The 21,803-nt window shown below is 37.4% G+C and carries 22 protein-coding genes and 1 other annotated feature; of the genes, 1 reads left to right on the top strand and 21 read right to left on the bottom strand.

Annotated features, from left to right (window positions below; all coding sequences use genetic code 11):
• Positions 1–111: 111 nt before the first annotated feature.
• From tig to AC6CHV_RS13275, 21 genes are all read right to left on the bottom strand, one after another.
• Entirely contained in the window at positions 112–1,398 is a 1,287-nt protein-coding gene (gene tig / locus AC6CHV_RS13375; protein ID WP_341330711.1) for a trigger factor, read from the bottom strand.
• A 204-nt stretch (positions 1,399–1,602) separates the two neighbouring features.
• Positions 1,603–2,631 (bottom strand): tetratricopeptide repeat protein, encoded by a 1,029-nt coding sequence (locus tag AC6CHV_RS13370; RefSeq protein ID WP_341330710.1) that lies wholly within the window; start codon positions 2,629–2,631, stop codon positions 1,603–1,605.
• A 131-nt stretch (positions 2,632–2,762) separates the two neighbouring features.
• Positions 2,763–3,350 carry a 3-isopropylmalate dehydratase small subunit gene (gene leuD / locus AC6CHV_RS13365; RefSeq protein WP_121447676.1) on the bottom strand — a complete coding sequence of 196 codons (588 nt, stop codon included), beginning with the start codon at positions 3,348–3,350 and terminating at the stop codon, positions 2,763–2,765.
• A 2-nt stretch (positions 3,351–3,352) separates the two neighbouring features.
• Positions 3,353–4,780, bottom strand: a complete 1,428-nt coding sequence (gene leuC, locus AC6CHV_RS13360) for a 3-isopropylmalate dehydratase large subunit (RefSeq protein ID WP_341333512.1) — start codon at positions 4,778–4,780, stop codon at positions 3,353–3,355.
• A 92-nt stretch (positions 4,781–4,872) separates the two neighbouring features.
• A complete protein-coding gene (gene leuB / locus AC6CHV_RS13355; RefSeq protein WP_341330709.1) occupies positions 4,873–5,985 on the bottom strand; it encodes a 3-isopropylmalate dehydrogenase in 1,113 nt (370 codons plus the stop codon).
• Between the two features lie 53 nt (positions 5,986–6,038).
• Complete coding sequence (locus AC6CHV_RS13350; RefSeq protein ID WP_121447673.1) at positions 6,039–7,583, bottom strand: 2-isopropylmalate synthase; 1,545 nt, start codon at positions 7,581–7,583, stop codon at positions 6,039–6,041.
• Positions 7,570–8,598, bottom strand: coding sequence for a ketol-acid reductoisomerase (ilvC, locus tag AC6CHV_RS13345; protein WP_341330708.1), 1,029 nt, complete (start codon positions 8,596–8,598; stop codon positions 7,570–7,572). The genes AC6CHV_RS13350 and ilvC overlap by 14 nt, the downstream gene beginning before the upstream one ends.
• Positions 8,599–8,672: 74 nt before the next feature.
• Positions 8,673–9,191, bottom strand: coding sequence for an acetolactate synthase small subunit (gene ilvN, locus AC6CHV_RS13340; protein ID WP_121447671.1), 519 nt, complete (start codon positions 9,189–9,191; stop codon positions 8,673–8,675).
• Positions 9,188–10,906, bottom strand: a complete 1,719-nt coding sequence (gene ilvB, locus AC6CHV_RS13335; protein ID WP_341330707.1) for an acetolactate synthase large subunit — start codon at positions 10,904–10,906, stop codon at positions 9,188–9,190. The genes ilvN and ilvB overlap by 4 nt, the downstream gene beginning before the upstream one ends.
• Positions 10,907–11,175: 269 nt before the next feature.
• Positions 11,176–11,436, bottom strand: a binding site (T-box leader).
• Positions 11,437–12,006: 570 nt separating this feature from the next.
• Complete coding sequence (locus AC6CHV_RS13330; protein ID WP_341333511.1) at positions 12,007–12,162, bottom strand: group I intron-associated PD-(D/E)XK endonuclease; 156 nt, start codon at positions 12,160–12,162, stop codon at positions 12,007–12,009.
• Positions 12,163–12,469: 307 nt separating this feature from the next.
• Positions 12,470–13,330 (bottom strand): DUF421 domain-containing protein, encoded by an 861-nt coding sequence (locus AC6CHV_RS13325; protein WP_341330706.1) that lies wholly within the window; start codon positions 13,328–13,330, stop codon positions 12,470–12,472.
• A gap of 24 nt (positions 13,331–13,354) precedes the next feature.
• Positions 13,355–13,561: a DUF1657 domain-containing protein gene (locus AC6CHV_RS13320; RefSeq protein ID WP_341330705.1), complete on the bottom strand. Its 207-nt coding sequence runs from the start codon at positions 13,559–13,561 to the stop codon at positions 13,355–13,357.
• A gap of 12 nt (positions 13,562–13,573) precedes the next feature.
• The gene (gene spoVAE, locus AC6CHV_RS13315) at positions 13,574–13,924 is read right to left on the bottom strand and encodes a stage V sporulation protein AE (protein ID WP_341330704.1); all 351 of its coding nucleotides are present in this window, start codon (positions 13,922–13,924) and stop codon (positions 13,574–13,576) included.
• Positions 13,921–14,940, bottom strand: coding sequence for a stage V sporulation protein AD (spoVAD, locus tag AC6CHV_RS13310; protein ID WP_498079033.1), 1,020 nt, complete (start codon positions 14,938–14,940; stop codon positions 13,921–13,923). Before spoVAD ends, spoVAE begins: the two co-directional genes overlap by 4 nt.
• Positions 14,940–15,419, bottom strand: coding sequence for a stage V sporulation protein AC (gene spoVAC, locus AC6CHV_RS13305; protein WP_341330702.1), 480 nt, complete (start codon positions 15,417–15,419; stop codon positions 14,940–14,942). The genes spoVAD and spoVAC overlap by 1 nt, the downstream gene beginning before the upstream one ends.
• 22 nt (positions 15,420–15,441) lie before the next feature.
• A complete protein-coding gene (locus AC6CHV_RS13300) occupies positions 15,442–15,909 on the bottom strand; it encodes a YhcN/YlaJ family sporulation lipoprotein (protein WP_341330701.1) in 468 nt (155 codons plus the stop codon).
• Between the two features lie 109 nt (positions 15,910–16,018).
• A complete protein-coding gene (locus AC6CHV_RS13295; RefSeq protein ID WP_341330700.1) occupies positions 16,019–16,225 on the bottom strand; it encodes a DUF1657 domain-containing protein in 207 nt (68 codons plus the stop codon).
• A gap of 1,076 nt (positions 16,226–17,301) precedes the next feature.
• Positions 17,302–17,811: a metallophosphoesterase family protein gene (locus AC6CHV_RS13290; RefSeq protein WP_341330699.1), complete on the bottom strand. Its 510-nt coding sequence runs from the start codon at positions 17,809–17,811 to the stop codon at positions 17,302–17,304.
• The gene (locus tag AC6CHV_RS13285) at positions 17,808–18,413 is read right to left on the bottom strand and encodes an XTP/dITP diphosphatase (protein WP_341330698.1); all 606 of its coding nucleotides are present in this window, start codon (positions 18,411–18,413) and stop codon (positions 17,808–17,810) included. Before AC6CHV_RS13285 ends, AC6CHV_RS13290 begins: the two co-directional genes overlap by 4 nt.
• A 1-nt stretch (position 18,414) precedes the next feature.
• Complete coding sequence (rph, locus tag AC6CHV_RS13280; protein ID WP_341330697.1) at positions 18,415–19,164, bottom strand: ribonuclease PH; 750 nt, start codon at positions 19,162–19,164, stop codon at positions 18,415–18,417.
• Between the two features lie 141 nt (positions 19,165–19,305).
• Positions 19,306–20,376: a GerMN domain-containing protein gene (locus AC6CHV_RS13275; RefSeq protein WP_498079032.1), complete on the bottom strand. Its 1,071-nt coding sequence runs from the start codon at positions 20,374–20,376 to the stop codon at positions 19,306–19,308.
• A 164-nt stretch (positions 20,377–20,540) separates the two neighbouring features.
• Here AC6CHV_RS13275 and AC6CHV_RS13270 point away from each other — a divergent pair, with 164 nt between their 5' ends.
• Positions 20,541–21,458 (top strand): nuclease-related domain-containing protein, encoded by a 918-nt coding sequence (locus tag AC6CHV_RS13270; protein ID WP_341330695.1) that lies wholly within the window; start codon positions 20,541–20,543, stop codon positions 21,456–21,458.
• The last annotated feature ends 345 nt before the right edge of the window (positions 21,459–21,803 follow it).

The raw sequence follows: 21,803 nt of genomic DNA, 5'->3' as shown, positions 1-21,803 counted from the left end.
TTTTCTTTAGATTAAAACTACTACAAAATGCTTATTATATGTACAACTTTTTAGTTTTGGGTATAAAACAAGGCACGATCATATCGCGCCTTGATATTCCCTTATTTATTATTATGCAACACTTTTGCTATTTTCTACAAGAAAATCGATTGCTTTTCTAATTTTTAAATCTTCTGTAATTCCATCTAAGCCACCAAGCATTGACTTAATCTCATCAGCAGAAACGCCATACATTGTTGCCATATTTTCTAACTCTGCATTGATTTCCTCTTCAGTCACTTCAATGTTTTCAGCTTTTGCGATCGCTTCTAAAGTTAAGTTAACACGAACGCGCTTGCCAGCATCTTCTTTCATTTGTTCACGTAAAGCATTTTCGTCTTGACCAGAGAATTGGAAGTATAGGTCAAGGTTCATGCCTTGCATTTGTAAACGTTGTTCAAATTCACGTAGCATGCGGTCTAATTCAGTATTAACCATTGCCTCTGGAATATCGATTTCAGCATTTTCTGATGCTTTTTCGATTAATGTATCTTTAAGGCTATTTTCAGCGTCACGCTTCTTAGTCTCTTCTAAACGAGTTCTAGTTTTAGCTTTTAATTCATCTAATGTTTCAACTTCATCGTCTACATCTTTTGCAAACTCATCATCAAGCTCTGGAAGTTCTTTTGCTTTGATTTCGTGAACTTTCACTTTAAAAGTTGCTGGCTTACCTGCTAGGTTTTCAGCATGGTATTCTTCAGGGAAACTAACTTCAACGTCTTTTTCTTCACCTGTAGCAATACCAACTAATTGTTCTTCGAATCCAGGAATGAATGAACCAGAACCAATTTCTAATGAATAGTTCTCAGCTTTTCCACCTTCGAATGCTTCTCCATCAACGAAACCTTCGAAATCAATTACAACAGTGTCGCCATTTTCTACAGTACCTTCTTCTTTAACAACAAGTTCTGCATTGCGCTCTTGTAATTGTTTGATTTCTGCATCAACTTCTTCATCTGTAACAGTTTCTTCAAGCTTTTCAACTTCTAGACCTTTGTAGTCACCAAGTTTAACTTCTGGCTTAACAGTTACTTTAGCAGTGAAAATAAGGTTTTTACCTTTTTCGATTTGTTCAACATCAACTTCTGGACGATCAACTGGCTCAATACCAGTTTCTTTGATTGCATTTTCATATGCATCTGGAAGAATAATATCTAATGCATCTTGGTAAAGTGATTCAACACCAAAACGCTTTTCGAACATTCCACGAGGCATTTTACCTTTACGGAACCCAGGTACGTTAACTTGCTTTACTACCTTTTTGAAAGCTTCGTCAAGTCCTTGGTTAAATGTTTCTGCGTCAACCTCTACTGTTAAGACACCTTGGTTTCCTTCTAATTTTTCAAACTTTGCGGACATAATTCTTTCCCTCCAACTATCTATTTACTAACTATTTTTTCCGATATGTAAATTTCATAACTATTACCATATGTCGGTAAACTAGCATTTTACAACCATTACATTATAACATAGAATAGTCACCTTTCAACATATAGAATATTTTTATATTGTTAGAAAGTTTAACCAACTAATCAAAATTATAATATCTTCGATTACCATTTTTTATTCGATATACGAAAAACGCTCTACCTTTTCTAGCATATCTAGAGCATGTTTTAGTTCAAACAAACTTATCCCATAGATTTGCTCAAGTGTTCGATTCTCAATCTCCATTCCGTGAAGTTCAGCACTATATAAATGAAGAGCAGCAGCATACGTTGCTGGATTCTCATCATCTAATGTAAAAGGAAAAATCACAAAAAGATGCTGAAGCCAAATCTCTTTTGCTGTTTCATATAGAGTCGGATTCTCATTTTGCAATTGTTCCTCCAAGATCGATAAAACCTGAATTGCAAAAGGTGACATGGATGGATCAATTAACTTTGAAGGGATAACTTTAAGGGTCTCCCCAAGCTTCTCAACCTCTGTCTCACGATCCACCTGATTCATTGCAAGCAACTGCAATATCATCGTTTTTACAACAGGATGTTTTTTAGGATTAGCTAAAAATGGAACCAGCATATCTAAGTATTTCCGTACATTGAGTTCCTTCATGGATTGTATGGCAGCTATTTGATTCCCGATAAATTCTTCATTATATAAAACATGTTGTAGATGTTCCATAACATCCTGATTCGTGTTCTCAGCTTCTCTTTCCACCTCATCAGAATAAAGCATTCTTTTACTCAGTTCTAAGAGCTGGGACAGATTGTCTAAATACTCGGGAGGAACTGAATCTTCATCAAGCACAGCCTCAATTGTTGTTTTTACTTCATTATATTGTCCGAGTTGAATGAGAATGGTTAAGTAGATTTGAAGGACATGAAAATAGTCCCCAACATCTTCTTTCATCATAACTAAACAATTTTCTTTTGCTTGCTCTAATTCTCCTAGTTCAAAAAGACAGATGACAATTCCAAGCTCTATTTCATGATTGCCCTCTTCAAGTTCCTGAGCTTGTATTAATAAAGTTAAAGCTTCTTTAAATTGCTTATTGGTTAATGCATCAAGACCTTTTTCCATTAATCTTTCCTTTAGATGAGGAAAGGGAACAACTTTATCCTGCTTCTTACCATTAAACTTTTTTTCCATAGAGTTTTTCCAACCCCAAACTCGTTTTCTACTTGAGTTATTAGTGTACCAATGAAAAAAAGAGAAAACAATAGTGATACCATGATAGGATACAAAAAAAGACAAAGTCTGATGGACTTTGTCTAGAATTATTAGTTCGCAGTTTTAACTTCGTACTCTTTAATTTGTTGTTCATAGGAAAGAGTCTTGTCAATCTCATCCCAACCATTGATCAACATTTCCTTCCAGTATGCATCAATTGAAAATTCTGTTTTGAAGCCTTTTGAATCAACTATTGTTTGTTCCTCTAATGAGATAGTGCATTGATAGTCAGCAGCATTCGCTTCTTTTAGAAGATACTCGATCACGCTTTTTTCTAATACAATAGGCAAAATACCATTCTTCAAGCAGTTATTATAGAAAATATCTGCAAATGATGGAGCTAGGATTGCCTTAAATCCATAGTCTTGTAATGCCCATGGAGCATGCTCACGAGAAGAACCACAACCAAAGTTTTCATTTACAACAAGAATCGTCGCACCCTCATTTTCTTTTCGATTTAATTCAAAATCTGGATTCGGGCTTCCGTCAGCTTCGAAGCGCCAATCAAAAAAGGCATATTTTCCAAACCCAGTTCTTTCGATACTTTTCAAAAATTGCTTCGGAATGATTTGGTCGGTATCCACATTGTTTCGATCCATTCCTGCAACTTTACCTTGATGTGTGATAAATGGTTCCATAATTATGCCTCCTCCCAAGCTGTTACCTTTTGAATTTTACGAACATCTACGAATTTCCCATAAATAGCTGCAGCAGCTGCCATTGCTGGACTTACTAAGTGTGTACGTGCACCCTTACCTTGTCGTCCCTCGAAGTTACGGTTTGAAGTTGAAGCACATCTTTCACCAGCAGGAACTACGTCTGGGTTCATACTTAAGCACATGCTGCATCCAGCATCACGCCATTCAAAGCCAGCGTCACGGAATACATCAGCAAGACCTTCTTTTTCCGCTTGTTGTTTCACTTGTTGAGATCCTGGAACGACTAAAGCCCGTACATTAGGAGATATCTTTTGACCACGGATAATTTCAGCCGCTTCGCGTAAGTCACCAATTCGTGAATTTGTACATGATCCAATAAATACATGTTGAATTTCTACTTCATTAATCGGCGTTCCAGGAGCAAGCTCCATATATTCATAAGCACGCTGAGCAGACTTCTTGTCAACTTCTTTATCAAAATCCTCTGGATATGGAACTGTATCCTCAATAGTTATACTCATAGATGGGTTAGTACCCCATGTAACAGTAGGTAAGATTTCATCTGCATGAATTTCTAGAATTTCATCGAAAGTAGCACCCTCATCAGTTGCAAGAGCTCTCCATCTTTCAACAGCTGCATCAAAATCTGCACCTGAAGGGCTATGCTTTCTTCCCTTTAAATAGGAGAATGTTGTTTCATCTGGGCTTATTAAGCCAGCTTTCGCTCCACCTTCAATTGACATATTACAAATGGTCATTCTTTCTTCCATTGACATGTTTCGAATTGCTTCTCCTGTATATTCGATTACATGTCCTGTTCCGAAATCAATCCCAAACTTACGGATAATCGATAAAATAACGTCCTTCGCATAGACGCCAGGTGATAATGTTCCAACTACATTTACCTGCATGGTTTTAGGTTTTTGTTGCCATAATGTCTGGGTTGCAAGAACATGTTCGACTTCACTTGTCCCAATTCCAAACGCTAATGCTCCAAATGCTCCATGTGTAGATGTATGGCTATCCCCACATACAATTGTTTTTCCTGGTTGTGTTAATCCAAGCTCAGGTCCAATAACGTGAACAATTCCCTGTTCTGGGCTGTGTAGATCTGCTAATGGTACGTTAAATTCCTTACAGTTTTTCTCCAATGCACTCATTTGTTTAGCAGCTATCTCATCCTTTGTTTGGAAGCGATCACTTGTAGTAGGTACGTTGTGGTCCATTGTCGCAAATGTTAAATCAGGTCTTCTGACTTTTCTATTTTTTATACGTAAACCTTCAAAAGCTTGCGGAGAAGTTACTTCATGGACAAGATGTAGGTCAATGTATAATAGGTTTGGTTTCCCCTCTTCATGATTGATAACGTGCTGATCCCATATTTTTTCTATAATCGTTTTCGGTGCCATTAGTATCTTCATCCTCCTTTTTCACTTTTTTTGAAAAGATAAGCTCGGTATATACCGAGCTATCAGCAGGTCTAGCTTTGCAATTTATAAATCTATGCATAGCAAGACATAATATTTGAAATCGCCCCGTCCTCAACTAAGGCCTCTTTAATTTTTTCTACCATTTCTGTTGTTGAAATTGCATTTCCTTGTGGTTGAACAACATCTGCAGTACGATAACCAGCAGCTAATACATCATCCACGGCTTTTTCAATAGCTTTTGCCTCTTCTTCTAATCCAAAAGATAAGCGTAAAAGCATAGCTGCAGATAATATGGTTGCAATTGGATTTGCAATATCCTTTCCAGCGATATCTGGTGCAGAACCATGGATTGGTTCAAATAGACTCGGTCCATCCGTCGATAAACTTGCTGAAGGAAGCATGCCAAGTGATCCTGTTAACATGGATGCTTCATCACTTAAAATATCTCCAAACATATTCTCAGTAACGACTACATCAAATTGCCTAGGGTTTCGGATTAGTTGCATTGCCGCGTTATCCACTAGCATATGCTCTAATGTAACCTCTGGATAAGAAGTAGCTACTTCTTCAGCAACCTCGCGCCACATTCTGCTAGATTCCAAGACATTAGCTTTGTCTACAGATGTCACTTTCTTCCTTCTTGTCATAGCCATTTCAAATGCTTTTTCAATGATTCTTTTCATTTCAGAGCGTTTGTAGGAAAGAGTATCAACAGCTGCTTCTTCGCCATCTTCAATCTTTCTACCACTTGGCTTTCCAAAGTAAAGACCACCAGTAAGCTCTCTGACAATTACGAAATCCGCATTTTCAATCACTTCTTGTTTAAGTGGAGAAGCGTCTAGTAAGCTATTAAAACAAGTTACCGGTCTTACATTCGCATACAAGTTTAAGGCTTTTCGAATTTGTAATAATCCTTTTTCAGGACGTAAGTGTGGAGGGTTAGAATCCCACTTCGGACCCCCTACAGCCCCTAGCATTACTGCATCACTTTGTTTACATACTTCCAGTGTTTCCGCCGGAAGAGGAGTGCCTTCAGCGTCTATTGCTGAACCACCTATTAAAGCGTGTTGAAATGTAAACTCATGATTGTATTGTCCGGCGACAGCCTTCAACACTTCGATTGCCCCTTTAGTCACTTCTTTGCCAACGCCATCTCCACGAAGTACGGCAATACTCTTCTTCATATTGACTCCTCCTCTTTTATCTTATCTACACTGAAAATAGTAAATTTAAAAGTTTAAACTCCAACTTTTTCAAGTAGCTTCTTATTCTTTTCAACTGTTATAAGTCTATTTACTGCATTAACATATGCTCTTGCAGAAGCTTCTAACACGTCTTGTGCAGAGCCTCTTCCACTGCTTTCAACATTCTCATGTTTTACTTTTACAAATACCTCTGCAAGTGCGTCACGCCCTGCGCCAACAGATTGGATTCGGTAATCATCTAATGTTATTGAAATACCGAAGCAGCGTTCGAGTGTATTGTAAAGTGCTTCAACACTTCCTGATCCTGTAGCAGCCTCTTGGATTTGGTTACCTTCACGATCTGTTAAGGTGATGGTTGCAGTAGGGATTTGGTTTGTACCGTATTGAACCTGCATAGAGGTTAATTGATACGTATCCTCCACGTTTGCTACCTTTTCATTTACTAATAATGTAACTAAATCATCATCAGTAATTTCTTTCTTTTTATCTGCTAAATCTTTAAATAGCTTAAATACGCGATTAATTTCTTGGTCATCTAATGTGTAGCCTAATTCTAAAATACGATTACGAAATGCGTGTCTACCTGAATGCTTTCCTAGCACCATTGAATTTGATTTCACCCCTACTAACTCTGGAGTGATAATTTCATAGGTCGTTTTTTCCTTTAACACACCATCTTGGTGAATACCTGATTCGTGTGCATAAGCATTTCTACCAATAACAGCTTTGTTTGGAGGAACAATCATACCTGTTAATTTACTAACTAAATCACTTGTACGCTTGATTTCATCCAACTTTAATCGAGTATGTGCTTGGTAGAAGTCCTGACGAATATGGAGTGCAACTGCAACCTCTTCTAATGAGGCATTACCTGCCCTTTCCCCAATTCCATTTATGGTTCCTTCTACTTGTAACACACCATGTTCAATAGCTGATAATGAATTGGAAACTGCCATTCCAAGATCATCATGACAGTGAGTTGATAAAATAACTTTATCTATATTCGGTACGTTTTCTAGTACATAGGTAAACATTTTGCCGTATTCTTCTGGAGTACCATACCCAACTGTATCCGGTAGATTAATCACATTTGCTCCAGCATCTATTACTTCTTTGATGATTTTTGCTAAGAAGTCTAATTCTGTTCTGCTCGCATCTTCCGCAGACCATTGGATAATTGGGAAGAATTGAGAAGCATATTTAACACTATCCACAGCTGTTTGAATTACTTGTTCTTTTGTCTGCTTAAGCTTATATTTTCTATGAATTGGGGAAGTTGCAAGGAAGGTGTGGAGACGAGGCTCCGCTCCTCCCTTCAATGCTCCCCATGCTGCATCAATATCACTTTGTACAGCACGTGCAAGTCCTGTTACGGAAACATTTTTGATGATATCAGCAATTTGTTTAACTGACTGGAAATCACCTTCAGAGGCAGCTGGAAATCCGGCCTCCATAACATCCACATTGAGTCGTTCCAGTTGCTTAGCAATTTCAAGTTTTTCATGTAGGTTTAAGTTTACTCCAGCAGACTGTTCTCCATCTCTTAATGTAGTGTCAAAAATATTAATTTTCCGCACGGGCACCCACCACTTCTTTCACTTGTCTTTGTTTGACGAATGGCATCATTGCACGAAGCTTCTTACCAACTACTTCAATTTGATGTTCAGCTTCAATTTTGTTAATTGCGTTAAATTCTGGACGATTCGCCTGATTTTCAAGAATCCAACCTTTTGCAAACTTACCTGTTTGAATATCCTTTAATACTTCCTTCATTTCAGCTTTCACACTGTCATTTACAATACGTGGTCCAGTTACGAAATCGCCCCACTGAGCTGTGTCAGAGATTGAATATCTCATTCCAGCTAAACCTTCTTCGTACATTAAATCAACGATTAGTTTTAATTCATGTAGACACTCAAAGTAAGCAACTTCTGGTTGGTATCCAGCTTCTACTAATGTTTCGAATCCTGCTTTAACTAATGCAGTGGTACCACCACATAATACCGCCTGTTCACCAAATAGATCTGTTTCAGTTTCTTCTTTAAATGTCGTTTCAAGAACACCCGCTCTAGCCGCTCCAATTCCTTTCGCATATGCTAGTGCAACCTCTTTTGCATTTCCAGTTACGTCTTGTTCAACCGCAATTAATGCTGGAACCCCTGCACCTTCAGTGAATGTACGACGTACTAAATGTCCCGGGCCTTTTGGAGCTACTAGGAAAACATCTACGAAGTTTGGTGGTACGATTTGGCTAAAGTGAATGTTAAAACCATGAGCAAATACTAATGCATTTCCTGGCTCTAATCCTGGTTCGATTTCTTCTTTATATACCTTTGGTTGATTTTCATCTGGTAGTAATACCATAATTACATCCGCTTGCTCAGCAGCTTCTCGAACTGAATAAACTTGTAGTCCATCATTTTTTGCTTGTTCAAAAGATTTTCCTTGACGTAGACCAATAATTACATCCACGCCACTTTCACGTAAGTTCAGTGCATGTGCGTGTCCTTGTGAACCGTAACCAATGATAGCAACCTTCTTATTTTGTAAAACTGAATCATTTACATCTCCGTTATAATATACCTTTGTCATTTTAAAATCTCTCCCTTATTAGAATTAAGTTTTGTATGTTAATGTGATTAAACCCTTTAGTTGATGAAACGTATTTAAACAATAGAAATATTCTTTGGATTTGAAGCTGTCTTTTGGTTACCCCTTGTGAAAGCAGTTGTGCCTGTACGGGCTACTTCTTTAATTCCGTATGGCTTTAAGAGGTTAATTAAAGCTTCGACTTTTTCTGATTCACCTGTAACTTGGATAACCAGGCTTTCCTTACTTACATCAATAATCGATGCCCGGAAAGGATCTATTAAGCTATAAATCTCATTTCTATTTGATGGACTGGATGCTACTTTAATGAGAGCAAGCTCCCTAGCCACAATGGCTTGATTCGTAATATCCACGACCTTTATAACATCAATTTGTTTATTTAGCTGTTTTGTGATTTGTTCAACAACGGTTTCTTCATCGAGATGTATTACAAATGTCATTCGTGAGAGTCCCTCTGTTTCGGAATGTCCCACTGTAATACTCTCAATATTGTAATGACGTTTAGTTAACAGGCCAGTGATTCGGTTAAGTACACCAGCGCGGTTATTTACTAGTAATGTGATGATTCTTTTCACAGTTTAACACCTACCATTTCATGATGACCCTTTCCTGTGGCTACCATTGGGTATACATTTTCGAAAGGCGTCACATTAAAGTCCATAAGGACCGGTCCAGCGTATTCGATAGCTTCTTTTAACACTTGCTCTGCTTCTTGTTCATTTGTAGCTCTCAAACCTTTAATTCCATATGCATCAGCTAGTTTCATAAAATCTGGCTGATTAGGAATCAGAGAATGTGAGTATCTCTCTTTATAGAAAAGTTGTTGCCATTGTCTAACCATTCCCAAAGCTTTGTTGTTAAGAATGATGATTTTGATTGGTAGGTTTAATTCATGAATGACTGAAAGTTCTTGGGAAGTCATTTGGAATCCACCGTCTCCTAGGATGGCAACCACAGTTGATGACCTTTCAGCTAACTGTGCTCCGATACTAGATGGTAAGCCAAAGCCCATTGTTCCAAGTCCGCCTGATGTTACCCAACGATTTGGTTTTGTAAACTGATAGTATTGGGCAGCCCACATTTGATGCTGGCCAACGTCAGTTGTAACAATTGCTTCCCCATCTGTATATTTATAGATAAGTTCTATTAATTTTTGTGGTTTTAATTCATCTTCTGATGGTTTATAAACAAGTGGATATTCTTCTTTCCATCCAGCTAGTTTTTCTCTCCATTCTCGGGAATCTCCAGGTTTACCATCTTGGTGAACTAGAGCTTTAAGAACCTCTTTTGCATCCCCTACCACTGGAATCTTAGTAGGTACGTTTTTCCCAATCTCAGCAGGATCAATATCAATATGTGCTACTATTGCATTTGGAGCAAAGTGTTCCAGGTTTCCAGTTACCCGGTCATCGAATCTTGCTCCAATACTGATTAATAGATCACATTCATGTAAAGCCATATTCGCTGAGTATGTTCCATGCATTCCTGCCATGCCTAGATATAATGGATGATCAGCTGGGAATCCACCTAAACCTAAAAGTGTATGTGCTAAAGGAATATTTTGTTGTTCAACATATTCTCTTAATTCGTTTGCAGCTTTTGCATGTATAACCCCAGCACCAGCAAGAATGACCGGTTTTTTCGCTTGACTAACTGCTTCAACTAGCTTACGAATTTGCAGATGATTTGGGTGAATTGTCGGCTGATAACCTGGCAACTGAATTTCTTGATCATAATCAAATACCGCTTCATTTGCTGTCATGTCTTTTGGAATATCAATTAATACAGGACCTGGTCTTCCAGAAGTAGCAATATAAAATGCTTCTTTAATTATTTTTGGTAAGTCCTTTACTTCCCTTACCTGGTAGCTATGTTTTGTAATTGGCATCGTGATTCCAAGAACATCTGCTTCCTGGAATGCATCTGAACCAATGACTGATGAAGCAACCTGACCTGTAAATACAACAAGTGGAATTGAATCAATCATCGCGTCTGCTAATCCCGTCACAATATTTGTTGCACCCGGTCCAGAAGTTGCAATGACGACACCTGGTTTTCCTGAAATTCTCGCATACCCTTCAGCTGCATGTATACCACCTTGTTCATGTCTGGTTAATACATGAAAAATTCCTGAATCATATAAACTATCATAAATGTTTAGTACAGCACCGCCAGGATATCCAAAAATGACTTCTACGTTTTCCCGTTTCAATGCTTCGATTAGCATTTGGGAACCATTCATTTTTGTAGAAGCTTTAGTTTTTTCTTCCACTTTTGCATTTACGCCCATTTTTTCTTACATCCCTTCCTTATAGTAATTAAATTTTCTTAATCAAATATGCCTTGGCATATTATCGCCAGATTTTAGGCCCACAGGAAGTGGGTCATAAAGACGTTGCCACATGATGTGGCGCACTTTGTCTTTGAATCTTACTGCTCTAAAAATTCCCTTTGAAAAATCGTGACATCCTCCCAGAGGCTTTTAACATAATTAAGACCGGGTCTTAATTATGTTAAAAAAATAAAATGCCAATCCACCCACTAGACCAATTTCTTGGTCGAAGGGGTGAAAAGGCATTTATCACTTTTCACGGTACCACCCTTGTTCGCGATCAAAAAAAGACCACCTCAGGAACAACTTTTGTTGTTCATTTTGATAACGGGTGAGCTGTTACCAAACACCCGGTTAACTCTACTACAAATGTTTCAAGCTAACACTCTGAGGTGAGTTCATCCAACGGGATAACACCGGCTTCCAGCATTACCGGCTCTCTGTTGATATCTTTACGTTAGACTACTTATCCTCTTCAACGTTTATGAATATTCAATATTTTTAAATTACATTTTTATTAGCTTTATGCCACAGGTATTTCTTTAATACCTAAAAACATAAACGCTTTACATGATTGAAAACTTAGGTTCAAAAAATAATCCAAATCCATGACCTTCCACCTTTTTAGTAAAAGGATGGGTTAGTTATGATAGGACTTTTCTAAGTTGATAATTTGCTTATTCATTTTCTTTTTGCTAGAAAATATTTGATATTAGAGCCTATATTACGCCCATTTTTTATCGGAGTCAACACCATTTTAAAGAATTGTTAGATTATTTTGATTTGATAAACTATCTGAATCCGCTTACAACTCAGAAGTGACGCGGTTTTTAGAATTGAAAGATTTTGTTGAAATTTTCGTGACTGAAAATGATTGATTCGGATGCGATATAGGTAGGAATCTTTCAAGGTCAATCTTTAATATCTGATCGCACGTAATACTAAAATTTTTGTTTGTAGATGAGTCCATTGGACAAATAAAAAAACACTTCAATTCATTTACATGAAAAGAAGTGTTTGTGATTAAGTATGTAAAATGGCTATGCTAGGTAATTAGCCTAAGGGAGGTTACGAAAATCCTTAACAAAGTGAACATTCTTTTCCTGATTATTCTTAGGATGTTTTACTCTTATAGTTAACGATTTATTGCAGAACTTTGGGTCCAAGTAGTAACATTCATCGGTGTCGGGAAAATATACACAATAAATATCAATTTCTTGTTTATTTGTTTATCAAGGTCAACAGTATATCGGAATTTAGAGAGGTCTCCTAACCTGCTGCTGTACATGCGATACATAACTTTGTTAATAATCAGTTATATACATATGAAGGACTTTGCAATTTTTAGTCACTTTTTAGATAGAAATAAGCTATTTCCATTAATATTTTCGTACATTTGGCATGGAGGCTTCATTTTTTGGACCAAAGAGAAGGCATAGAATTGATGTAAGTCAAATTTATTATTTTCAAAGTCCTTTCTGCATAAAATGGTAGAATGCGAAACCTATCCCCGTGTCCCTTTTAATTGCTTAAAAACGGTGTCACTTTTTCAAGTGCCTCCTGGAGTTTCTCACTATTTTTTTGATACATTTCTTTTGCCGATTGGTTATTTGTTTGTAAAGAAAATAATTCCAAATCCGCCTGACATTTCTTTATCGATGCAAGAAGTAATGGTTTTTCTTGTGGGGATGGGACCTTGATTTTATCATCATATAGATCGACTGTCAGTTGTCCATGTGTATCGACTTGCCCGATGAATACATTTTCAATGCTGACACCTATTTTATCTAGCTCCGTTTCAAGCCAATTCTGACTATGTCCTGATGAGGACAATGGTTCATGCATAATTTCTCCATCCATTATAACTGTTTGCGATTCTTTTATCGGAGCTACTGCGAGATTTAGAACTTTCGCAGTTATTGGTTGATTTTCCTTTTTTAATAATACGCTTAAGCTTCCATCTGTCTCCAATACTGCAAACTCAACATCCGCTACCTGAAATACATCCTTATTTCGTAGTTTTGCTAATAATTCATCAATCGTAAATTTTTCTTTTTTTAAATTATCCTCCATTACCTTTCCATCCTGAATAAAAATGGTTCCTTTTCCTTCAGCAAAGTCTCGTACGGTTTTGCTTTTTAATGAAATGAAACCCATAACAAATGGAACAGCAAACCAGACACCCATACCTATTAAGCCGTGACTAATTTGTTTATCCAGACCTGTGGCAACCTCCGCAGCAATACTGCCTATTGTTATTCCATTAATATATTCAAAAAAGGATAACTGAGAAATTTGCTTTTTCCCTAACCATTTCGTTAATAAAAACAATACAATAAGTAGGACTAGTGAACGTACTGCAATACTTAACCAATCTGGCATGTTAATAACTCCTTGAAAAAAAATTTAAAAACCTTTATATTGATATTCCTCCCGCTCAATTTCGCCAACACGTTTTTTTAGATCATTCTTTATTTCATCCATGATCAACATGGTTTCATGAAAAGTTCGTTTCGCTTCTGTGTCTTGTGTACGCAATGCCAAGCTTGAAAACAAAGCTTCAATACTTTTTATACTAGAAAGACACTGTTTCACCTGAGAGCCTACTGTCACCCTACATCCTCCTTATCCTTTAGGTTTAAAAAATAATGCTCCAATCATCCCGAAAATGATGGCAGCCGATATGCCTGCACTTGTCACTTCAAACATCCCAGTTACCACGCCAACCAGTCCATGCTTTTCCGCCTCTGCCATCGCTCCATGTACAAGGGAATTTCCAAAACTGGTAATCGGAACAGTTGCTCCAGCACCTGCAAAGTCGATAAATGGTTCGTATAAACCAAACGCATCTAATAGTGCACCAAGTACTACAAATGTACATAATGTATGTGCAGGGGTTAGTTTAAAAACATCAAACATAATTTGACCAATCACACAAATGAATCCACCTATGACAAACGCCCAAAAGAATATCATGACTTCTCTTCACTTCCATTTTCAATTGATACTGCATGTGCAATACAAGGAATCGATTCATTTTGCTGAAAGGTAAGCGGAGAAAGTAAGGCACCTGTTGCAACAACAAGGACCCGATTCAATTCCCCTTTTTTCATCCGATTTAAAATATGGCCGTAAACGACTGTAGCGGAACACCCTGCGCCACTGGCACCCGCAAGGACGGGTTGCCCTTCTCGATAGATGATTAGTCCACAATCATGATAGTTTTCTTCCTTAATTGGGGTACCATGTTTTTTAAACAAATCAAGAGATACCTCTCGACCTATATGACCAAGATCCCCCGTCACGATTAAATCATAATATGATGGATCGATGTTTCGTTCCTTTAAATGAGCCTCAATTGTATCGACAGCAGCAGGTGCCATTGCACCGCCCATATTAAATGGGTCAGTCAACCCCATATCAACAATTCTACCAATGGTGGCTGATGTTACTCGTGGGCCTTTGCCTGTAGAACTTAGTATGGCCACACCAGCACCTGTAACCGTCCATTGTGCAGTTGGTGGTTTTTGGCCACCATACTCTGTTGGATAGCGAAATTGCTTTTCAACAGCTGCATTATGGCTAGACGCACCGGTTAAAATATATTTTGCTCCGTTATAATTAACAAGAAATGCCGATAGGGCCAATCCTTCCATTGAGGTTGAACAAGCTCCAAACAATCCTAGATATGGACTACCTAGTGTTCTAGTTGCAAAGCTTGTAGGAGTGATTTGATTGATAAGATCTCCGCCAAGGAAAAACTGTATCTGTTCCTTTTGCAGATTGGCTTTTTCGATTGCCTTTTGACAAGCTTCCTCTAACATGACTTGATGTGCCTTCTCAAACGAATCTTGATTTAGCCAAATTTCACCATGAATTAAGTCAAAATCTTGTGGAATTTTGCCTTTTGCTTCAAATGGTCCAACTACTGTACCGGTTGAAATAATCACTGGCTTTTGATTGAATATCCATGTCCGATGACCAATCAGCATTACAATCCCCCCCACGTGATCAGAATGGTCTTAATGGTGGCAATAATAAAGGCAGAAAAAACACCAAAAAGAATAACTGAACCTGCCAACTTAAACATATTGCCACCAACCCCTAAAACAAATCCCTCTGTACGATGTTCAATCGCTGCAGAGATAACAGCATTTCCAAACCCTGTCACTGGAACGGCGGAACCGGCACCTCCAAATTGGGCAATTCGATCATAAACCCCAAATCCTGTAAATAACATAGAAATAAAAATTAAGGTAGCAACTGTTGGATTTCCAGCTGTTTGTTCTGTAAAATCGAAAAAGTATATGTAAAAGGTCTGAATCGCCTGTCCAATCAAACATATGATGCCACCTGTTAGAAATGCTTTAATACAATTTTTAAACAAGGGTCGTTTTGTCTCCCTCTGTTGTTGAAGAGCTTTATATTCTTGTTGAACTGGGGTTAATTTTTTCTTCTTACTTTTCGACATATGCTATTCCTCACTTTACAGCTCATGCTTCTTCTTTCATAAGACTTTTAATATTATCTAATTCTTTTTTTAGTTCTTTTTCCCCAACTTTGCTTTTCTCAAGCTTTTTCTCCAATTTATCCAATTCCAGAAATATTTTTTGATCAGTTGATACTTGGATATTGTGTTCTGGATATTGCTTTTTTAACTCTTTTTTAACTTCCTTTTCGATTGTAGATAGTTGAAACCTGTCCTTTTGTGGTACCTTTATAGCAATTAGAAGTTCTTTATCCTTGTTAACTCCTCTAACCCCGGTAATATCATCCCTTTTGATCAATAGCTCCTCTGCTTGGTTAGCCACGGATTGATTCGTCGCCGTTTTCGCACTGATTTTGGTTATAGACGTGCCTTGGCTTTTGATAGAATCCATATCCTCCTTACATCCAGCTAATAATCCTATAGTTAGAAATAATAAAACACTATATTGAAAGAAAGACTTTTTCATTTTCATATCTATCAACCCCATCCATAGAGCGTAATAACTGGAGAAAGGTTGGTATGTTTAACCAACCTTGAAAGAAATATGGTTTTAAAATTCAAGCCCGATTTTTTGAGCTTATTTATTCTTGTTGATATTGTGGTTCTTCCGCGTCCAATTCCTGCAAACGCGGGTTTAGACTATCCACTATCATTTGGGTTTGTTGGGCAGCATTTTGATATAGTTGTTTTGCTTGTTGATTTTGGGTTTGAAGTGAAAATTGTTCAAGGCTTGCTTGTGCACTTTTCAGACCTGCTAACGTTTGTTTAACCTGACTCTTAACTGTCATTACTTTACCTCCACATATTCTGATTTCCCTTAACACCTATAGGTTCAGTTAAATAGGTATATTTTATAAAAGCCAATTTTTTACAAAAAATCAGTGTAGGTGTAACAATTCGTAAAAAATGTTATCTTAAACTAGAAAAAGTTGAATAATGATCTGAAAGATTAAAAGATTTTTCGGTAAAAGTTTCCTAAAGTGTTTACAAGCTTTGGTCTACTTAATGTGTTTGTTGTATTTGTAGGCGGAACTAAGCATATTTGTGCATACGAAAAGGTGCGTTGTTCTAAGAAGGATTAACCACTTTTTTGTTAACTTTCTTATTGAACCGTACATCAATAGGTCCTGGGGATATCACTTAAAAAAACGGAGGAGGTTTAAAATCTGAATGGTTATGCCACCTAATTAAACCTTAATATATACTTTCATGTAATTTTGGGTTTATTCTTGCGTAAAAAATGTGTTAAACGGTTTGATAACTCACCTTTTTCTATCGTATTTCTAGAAAAATAAAAAACACGCTAATCGCTTGAAATATCAACGATTTAACGTGTTTTCCGGATATCTTATCGTATCCAATTTTACCTATTAGCGTCCCAGGAGAGATTCGAACTCCCGACCGACGGCTTAGCTTACCACTATGACTTTCGCCACCAACAATAGTTGTTTGTAGTCTGGACTATATCTTCACCATTTCAGGTGCGACACGTGTAGTCTCTACGGAACCTCATGATAATCACTTGAAGATTATTCTTTGGAGTTTCTACCATCAATTTACATGATCATTCGAATCTCCTCAGTCTAATGCAAGACATAAGTTTCCTCGGTATTACCATCAGCTAAAAACTGTTAAGGCTTCACCGATATAGTGTCGTCCACTCTATAAGTTCTTCTTTCCTTATAGAGGCTCCTATTTTCTTGAAGGCCGTTGCTCTATCCTGCTGAGCTACTGGGACATTTTAAATTTTTCCGCTAAGTTATTAGCGACATTTTTTATTATAGTCAGATAGGAATCAGATGTCAACACATTTTGAAGAAAAAGTTTTAAAAGGGAGTATTTTTTTACTCCCTACGCTATTGTATCATAAGTTTACCTTGGTTGATAACTCCTCAACAATATTTCCTTCACTATCATAAAAGACAACATCAGCTTGATTATTATCAACCTCTACTATTACATATGTTCTTTCTTTGCGCATTCTTGGCAATCGGAAACTACCTGGATTAATAAATAAAACACCATCAATTAATTCAGTTCCTGCAATATGTGAATGTCCGAAGCAAACAATAGATGCGCCGACTTCTCTAGCACGATAGGATAAATTCATTAATGACATCTTTACATTATACAAATGACCATGTGTCAAGTATACCTTTAGCCCATTTAAAAGAACAATCATATCGTTCGGATAGTTAGAGTCAAAATCACAATTTCCTCTGACTACTGAAAATCCACTCATTTCTTCTGATTGAGATGACAACTCAGAATCCCCGAGATGGAACATAAACTCAACATCATTCTTATGCCTCTCCTTAATGTCGAGTAATTCCTTTGTTAATCCATGGCTGTCACTCAAAATTAATACCTTCATCTTTGAAACTCCTCACGATCTTTTAAAAGCTCGTCTAGCTTTCTAAGTGCATTCCCACGATGGCTGATAAGGTTTTTCTCATCTTTTGATAATTCAGCCATTGTTTTGCCCTTAACAGGCACAAAAAAGATTGGGTCATAGCCGAATCCATTTTCCCCAACAGGCTTATCTGTAATAACACCCTCACAGGTCCCCTCTACAATTTCCGTTTTTTCTCCAGGAATTGCCAAAGCTAGTGCACAATGGAATCTAGCCGATCTTTTTTCATCGGGAACTCCTTTTAATTCTTCTAATACTTTATTAAGATTATCCACATCATTTTTATGCTCACCAGCATATCTTGCTGAATAGACGCCCGGTCTGCCATCAAGATAGTCAATAGCAAGTCCAGAATCATCTGCTATAACAGGTATGTGGAGCTTTTTAGTAATAGCTTCTGCTTTTATTTGAGCATTTTCTGCAAATGTAGTGCCCGTTTCTTCTATATCCTCTATATTAGGATAGTCGACCAGTGATTTTACGTCTATTCCTTTGCTTGCAAATAAATCCCTAAATTCCTTTACTTTTCCTTTATTTTTAGTAGCAATCATTATTTCCTTCACGTTAAGACTCCTTCTTTCCAATTAAGTCTACTAAATCTCCTAATGCAGCTCTCTGGGCCTGAATCAACTCAGTAATCCCTATTTCGGCTAATTCTAATAATGTTTGTAACTGCTGTCTTGAAAAGGTGGATTCTTCTCCCGTTCCTTGAAGCTCAACATACTCCCCCGCTCCTGTCATCACAACATTCATATCAACATTTGCAGCCGAGTCTTCTATGTAATTTAAATCAAGGATTGCCCCTTTTTCAGGATCAATTCCCACTGAAATAGCTGCTAAATAGTCTGTGATTGGAAATACACCCATTTTTTTATCTTTATAGATTTTATGTACAGCAAGGACCATCGCTACAAAAGCACCCGTTATCGAAGCAGTCCTTGTACCACCATCCGCTTGAATAACGTCACAATCAATCCATATTGTTTTTTCACCAAGCTGTTCAAGATTAACCACTGATCTTAATGCACGCCCAATTAAACGCTGAATTTCCATCGTTCGTCCAGAGATTTTTCCTTTAGTGGACTCTCTCATATTCCGCTGCTCAGTTGCTCTTGGAAGCATAGAATATTCCGCTGTAATCCACCCCTTACCAGACCCCCTTATAAAAGGAGGCACCCTATCATCAATACTCGCATTACAAATAACCTTTGTATCCCCAATCGTAATTAATACCGACCCCTCGGGGTGCTTGATATAATTCACTTCAAACTGAATCGGCCTTATCTGATTATGTACTCGTCCATCAACTCTCAAAAACTAAAAACCCCCTGTCCATCCTTAAAAGTAGGCTAAACACTGCCTACCTACTATCCTTTATATAGTATAGCAAAATTTTGTTTTTCTATCGTCTTCCATAGGAAAAAGGTGTGAACATAGTCCACACCCCTACTCTTTTTAGAAACTACCTGTATTCACATTTGCTGGACGTGTTACTGGTTCAGTTAGGGATTTCCCATCTTCCGTAACAACATCTTCATTTCCATTTACCGTGATAGCAACACTCTTTACATCAGGCTGCTCCGTTAAAGATAATACTAAAGAGTTAATAACATGCTTAGAGATCATCTTCTCGTTAAAGCTACCAAAGATAGCTTCATTAAAATCTAAAGTAACTTTGCCATCTTCCAATCTCGCACCTAGTAGTTTTACATCTTGATGAATTTCGCTTATTAAATTCGATGACAAATTTGGTCCGTCAATTAGTGCATTAACCACTGCTGAAACTTTGTCATCCCCTGTATTTTCAATTCGCTTCGTTACAGGCACATAATATTCCGCGTCTTCATTTTGCACATAGAAATAGAGTGTCACAGGGCGGCTATTTGTAATATCTACTACACCGCTGTTATCAATGTTAATTCCATCCGCTCTACTTAAATCCGTTGGAATTGGTGTACTATTAACAGGCATTTCATCTAATTTATATCCATTTACGCTAATTACAACGTTATTGACATTATCAAATTGGGTTAATGTCCAAGTAATGGCTTGTAAGATTTTTGCTTCATCCTCAGGATTATATGTGCCAAATTCCTTCGAGAAGTCAGCTGTAATTGTGCCATCCTCCAATTTCACATCCACAACCGTATCTTGTGGAATAACCGCTCTAAATCCATCTGGAAGAATTTCATTTAAAGGTCCACCCGCTACCAGGTATTCAAGCACTTGTCTTGCCGCAGCATCTGTCTTCGGAAGATCTACAGTATATGGTACTACAAGACCACTATTATCAATCAGATACAGGTCTCGTTTTACTGTTTCAGTTGTAGCTTCCTCTTGGTCAGTAGCCTCAGTAGCATCAGTTTCTGAGTTATCCCCTTTTGCTACTGTCTCATCCACCGCTTCGTTTTTAGGTGGATCCATTTGTTTAACTTCTTCCTCTCCACCAAATAAGCCGCATCCTGAAAGTAGAACTGTAGAAGTAACAACTGTTGCAGCTATTGCAGATTTAGTTATTTTACGCATTCTTTTCCCTCCTAAGGCAGTTTGTACTACTATGTATACGAGCCCTCTATACAAATTAGACCGCTTTTTGTTGAAAAATATGGACAAAATGTTTTGATTTTAGAAGGAAACAAAATGTAAAATAAAGGGGTAAGATTTAGATTTATCGAAAGGAAGTGTTGTGTTTGATTATTAAAAAACGTACCGTACCTCTTGAATTACAGCTCCTAAAGTCTAATCGAGCAAGAAAGAAAGTCCCTGAAAAAATCGAGCATCAAATCATTACGCTCGAAAAAGGCTTCATTGGGGAAACTATATTTGACCAGCGTATGGAAAGTCTTTCACTTGACTCCCTCACCATCAATGACTTGCTTCTAGAAACAAACAGAGCTCATTATCAAATTGATTCACTACTTATTTCCCCACCCAAGATTCACATATTCGAAGTAAAGAACTTTGAAGGCGATTTCATAGTAAAAGGAGACCAATGGAAAAGCTTATCAACTGGAAAAGAGATCAAAAATCCCCTTCTACAGCTATCCCGAAGTACCTCTCTACTTAGACAATTGCTCCAACAACTCGGTTCCAACCTCACCGTCGAAGGCCACCTCATTTTTATAAATCCAGAATTTTATCTGTACGAAGCTCCACCAAATCTACCGATTGTATTTCAGCCTCAACTTAATCGTTTTGTACGCTCTTTAAATGCACAATCGTCCAAAATCTATGATACACATCATACGTTAGCAAAAAAGTTGCTTTCGATACATATAAAAAAGTCCCCTTTCTCATTGCTACCAGCGTATGATTTTGATGAGTTAGAAAAAGGGATTTTGTGTGGAGAGTGTTGGAATGGGTTTATGGAGATTGGGAATCAACATAAATTAAAATGTCCTAAATGCAACAAATGGGAAGATAAGGAAACTGCTATTATTAGATGTATTGAAGAATTCGAGCATCTTTTTCCTCATATGAAGATTACGGTTAGTACAATATTTGATTGGTGTCAGGTAATTAAAAGCAAAAAGACAATAAGAAAAATACTTTCAAAAAGGTACAAACTAATCCAGTTTGGAAGATCGTCTTTTTATGTGAAGCTTTAGTTTCTATTATTAATAATAATTTTGTTGGATGGGATTGACTTTCATTATTAAATTTTCTTTTCTTACACTTATTCGTTTTTTGATTATGCTTAAAGGTATTTAAGATTTTACTTACCACACTTAGTAGCGGACCTTTGTGTGATGATACGATTAACCTCTTTGCTTACCCTCACTTAGACGATGACCTTTGCGTGAGGGTACGATTATCCCCTTTGCTTACCCTCACTTGGACGATGACCTTTGCGTGAGGGTACGATTATCCTCTTTGCTTACCCCCACTTGGACGATGGACTTTGTGTGAGGGTACGATTATCCTCTTTGCTTACCCTCACTTAGACGATGACC

This window comes from Ferdinandcohnia sp. GQ5, from assembly GCF_059759275.1.
Note: the sequence above shows the minus strand (reverse complement) of the source record. Positions and strands in the feature narration are given on the sequence as shown.

Excerpts from the sequence above, each read along its gene's own strand:
- tig (WP_341330711.1), bottom strand. The coding sequence starts at position 1,398 with ATGTCCGCAAAGTTTGAAAAATTAGAAGGAAACCAAGGTGTCTTAACA.
- AC6CHV_RS13370 (WP_341330710.1), bottom strand. The coding sequence starts at position 2,631 with ATGGAAAAAAAGTTTAATGGTAAGAAGCAGGATAAAGTTGTTCCCTTT.
- leuD (WP_121447676.1), bottom strand. The coding sequence starts at position 3,350 with ATGGAACCATTTATCACACATCAAGGTAAAGTTGCAGGAATGGATCGA.
- leuC (WP_341333512.1), bottom strand. The coding sequence starts at position 4,780 with ATGGCACCGAAAACGATTATAGAAAAAATATGGGATCAGCACGTTATC.
- leuB (WP_341330709.1), bottom strand. The coding sequence starts at position 5,985 with ATGAAGAAGAGTATTGCCGTACTTCGTGGAGATGGCGTTGGCAAAGAA.
- ilvC (WP_341330708.1), bottom strand. The coding sequence starts at position 8,598 with ATGACAAAGGTATATTATAACGGAGATGTAAATGATTCAGTTTTACAA.
- ilvB (WP_341330707.1), bottom strand. The coding sequence starts at position 10,906 with ATGGGCGTAAATGCAAAAGTGGAAGAAAAAACTAAAGCTTCTACAAAA.
- AC6CHV_RS13325 (WP_341330706.1), bottom strand. The coding sequence starts at position 13,330 with ATGCCAGATTGGTTAAGTATTGCAGTACGTTCACTAGTCCTACTTATT.
- spoVAE (WP_341330704.1), bottom strand. The coding sequence starts at position 13,924 with ATGATATTCTTTTGGGCGTTTGTCATAGGTGGATTCATTTGTGTGATT.
- spoVAD (WP_498079033.1), bottom strand. The coding sequence starts at position 14,940 with ATGCTGATTGGTCATCGGACATGGATATTCAATCAAAAGCCAGTGATT.
- spoVAC (WP_341330702.1), bottom strand. The coding sequence starts at position 15,419 with ATGTCGAAAAGTAAGAAGAAAAAATTAACCCCAGTTCAACAAGAATAT.
- AC6CHV_RS13300 (WP_341330701.1), bottom strand. The coding sequence starts at position 15,909 with ATGAAAATGAAAAAGTCTTTCTTTCAATATAGTGTTTTATTATTTCTA.
- AC6CHV_RS13295 (WP_341330700.1), bottom strand. The coding sequence starts at position 16,225 with ATGACAGTTAAGAGTCAGGTTAAACAAACGTTAGCAGGTCTGAAAAGT.
- AC6CHV_RS13290 (WP_341330699.1), bottom strand. The coding sequence starts at position 17,811 with ATGAAGGTATTAATTTTGAGTGACAGCCATGGATTAACAAAGGAATTA.
- AC6CHV_RS13275 (WP_498079032.1), bottom strand. The coding sequence starts at position 20,376 with ATGCGTAAAATAACTAAATCTGCAATAGCTGCAACAGTTGTTACTTCT.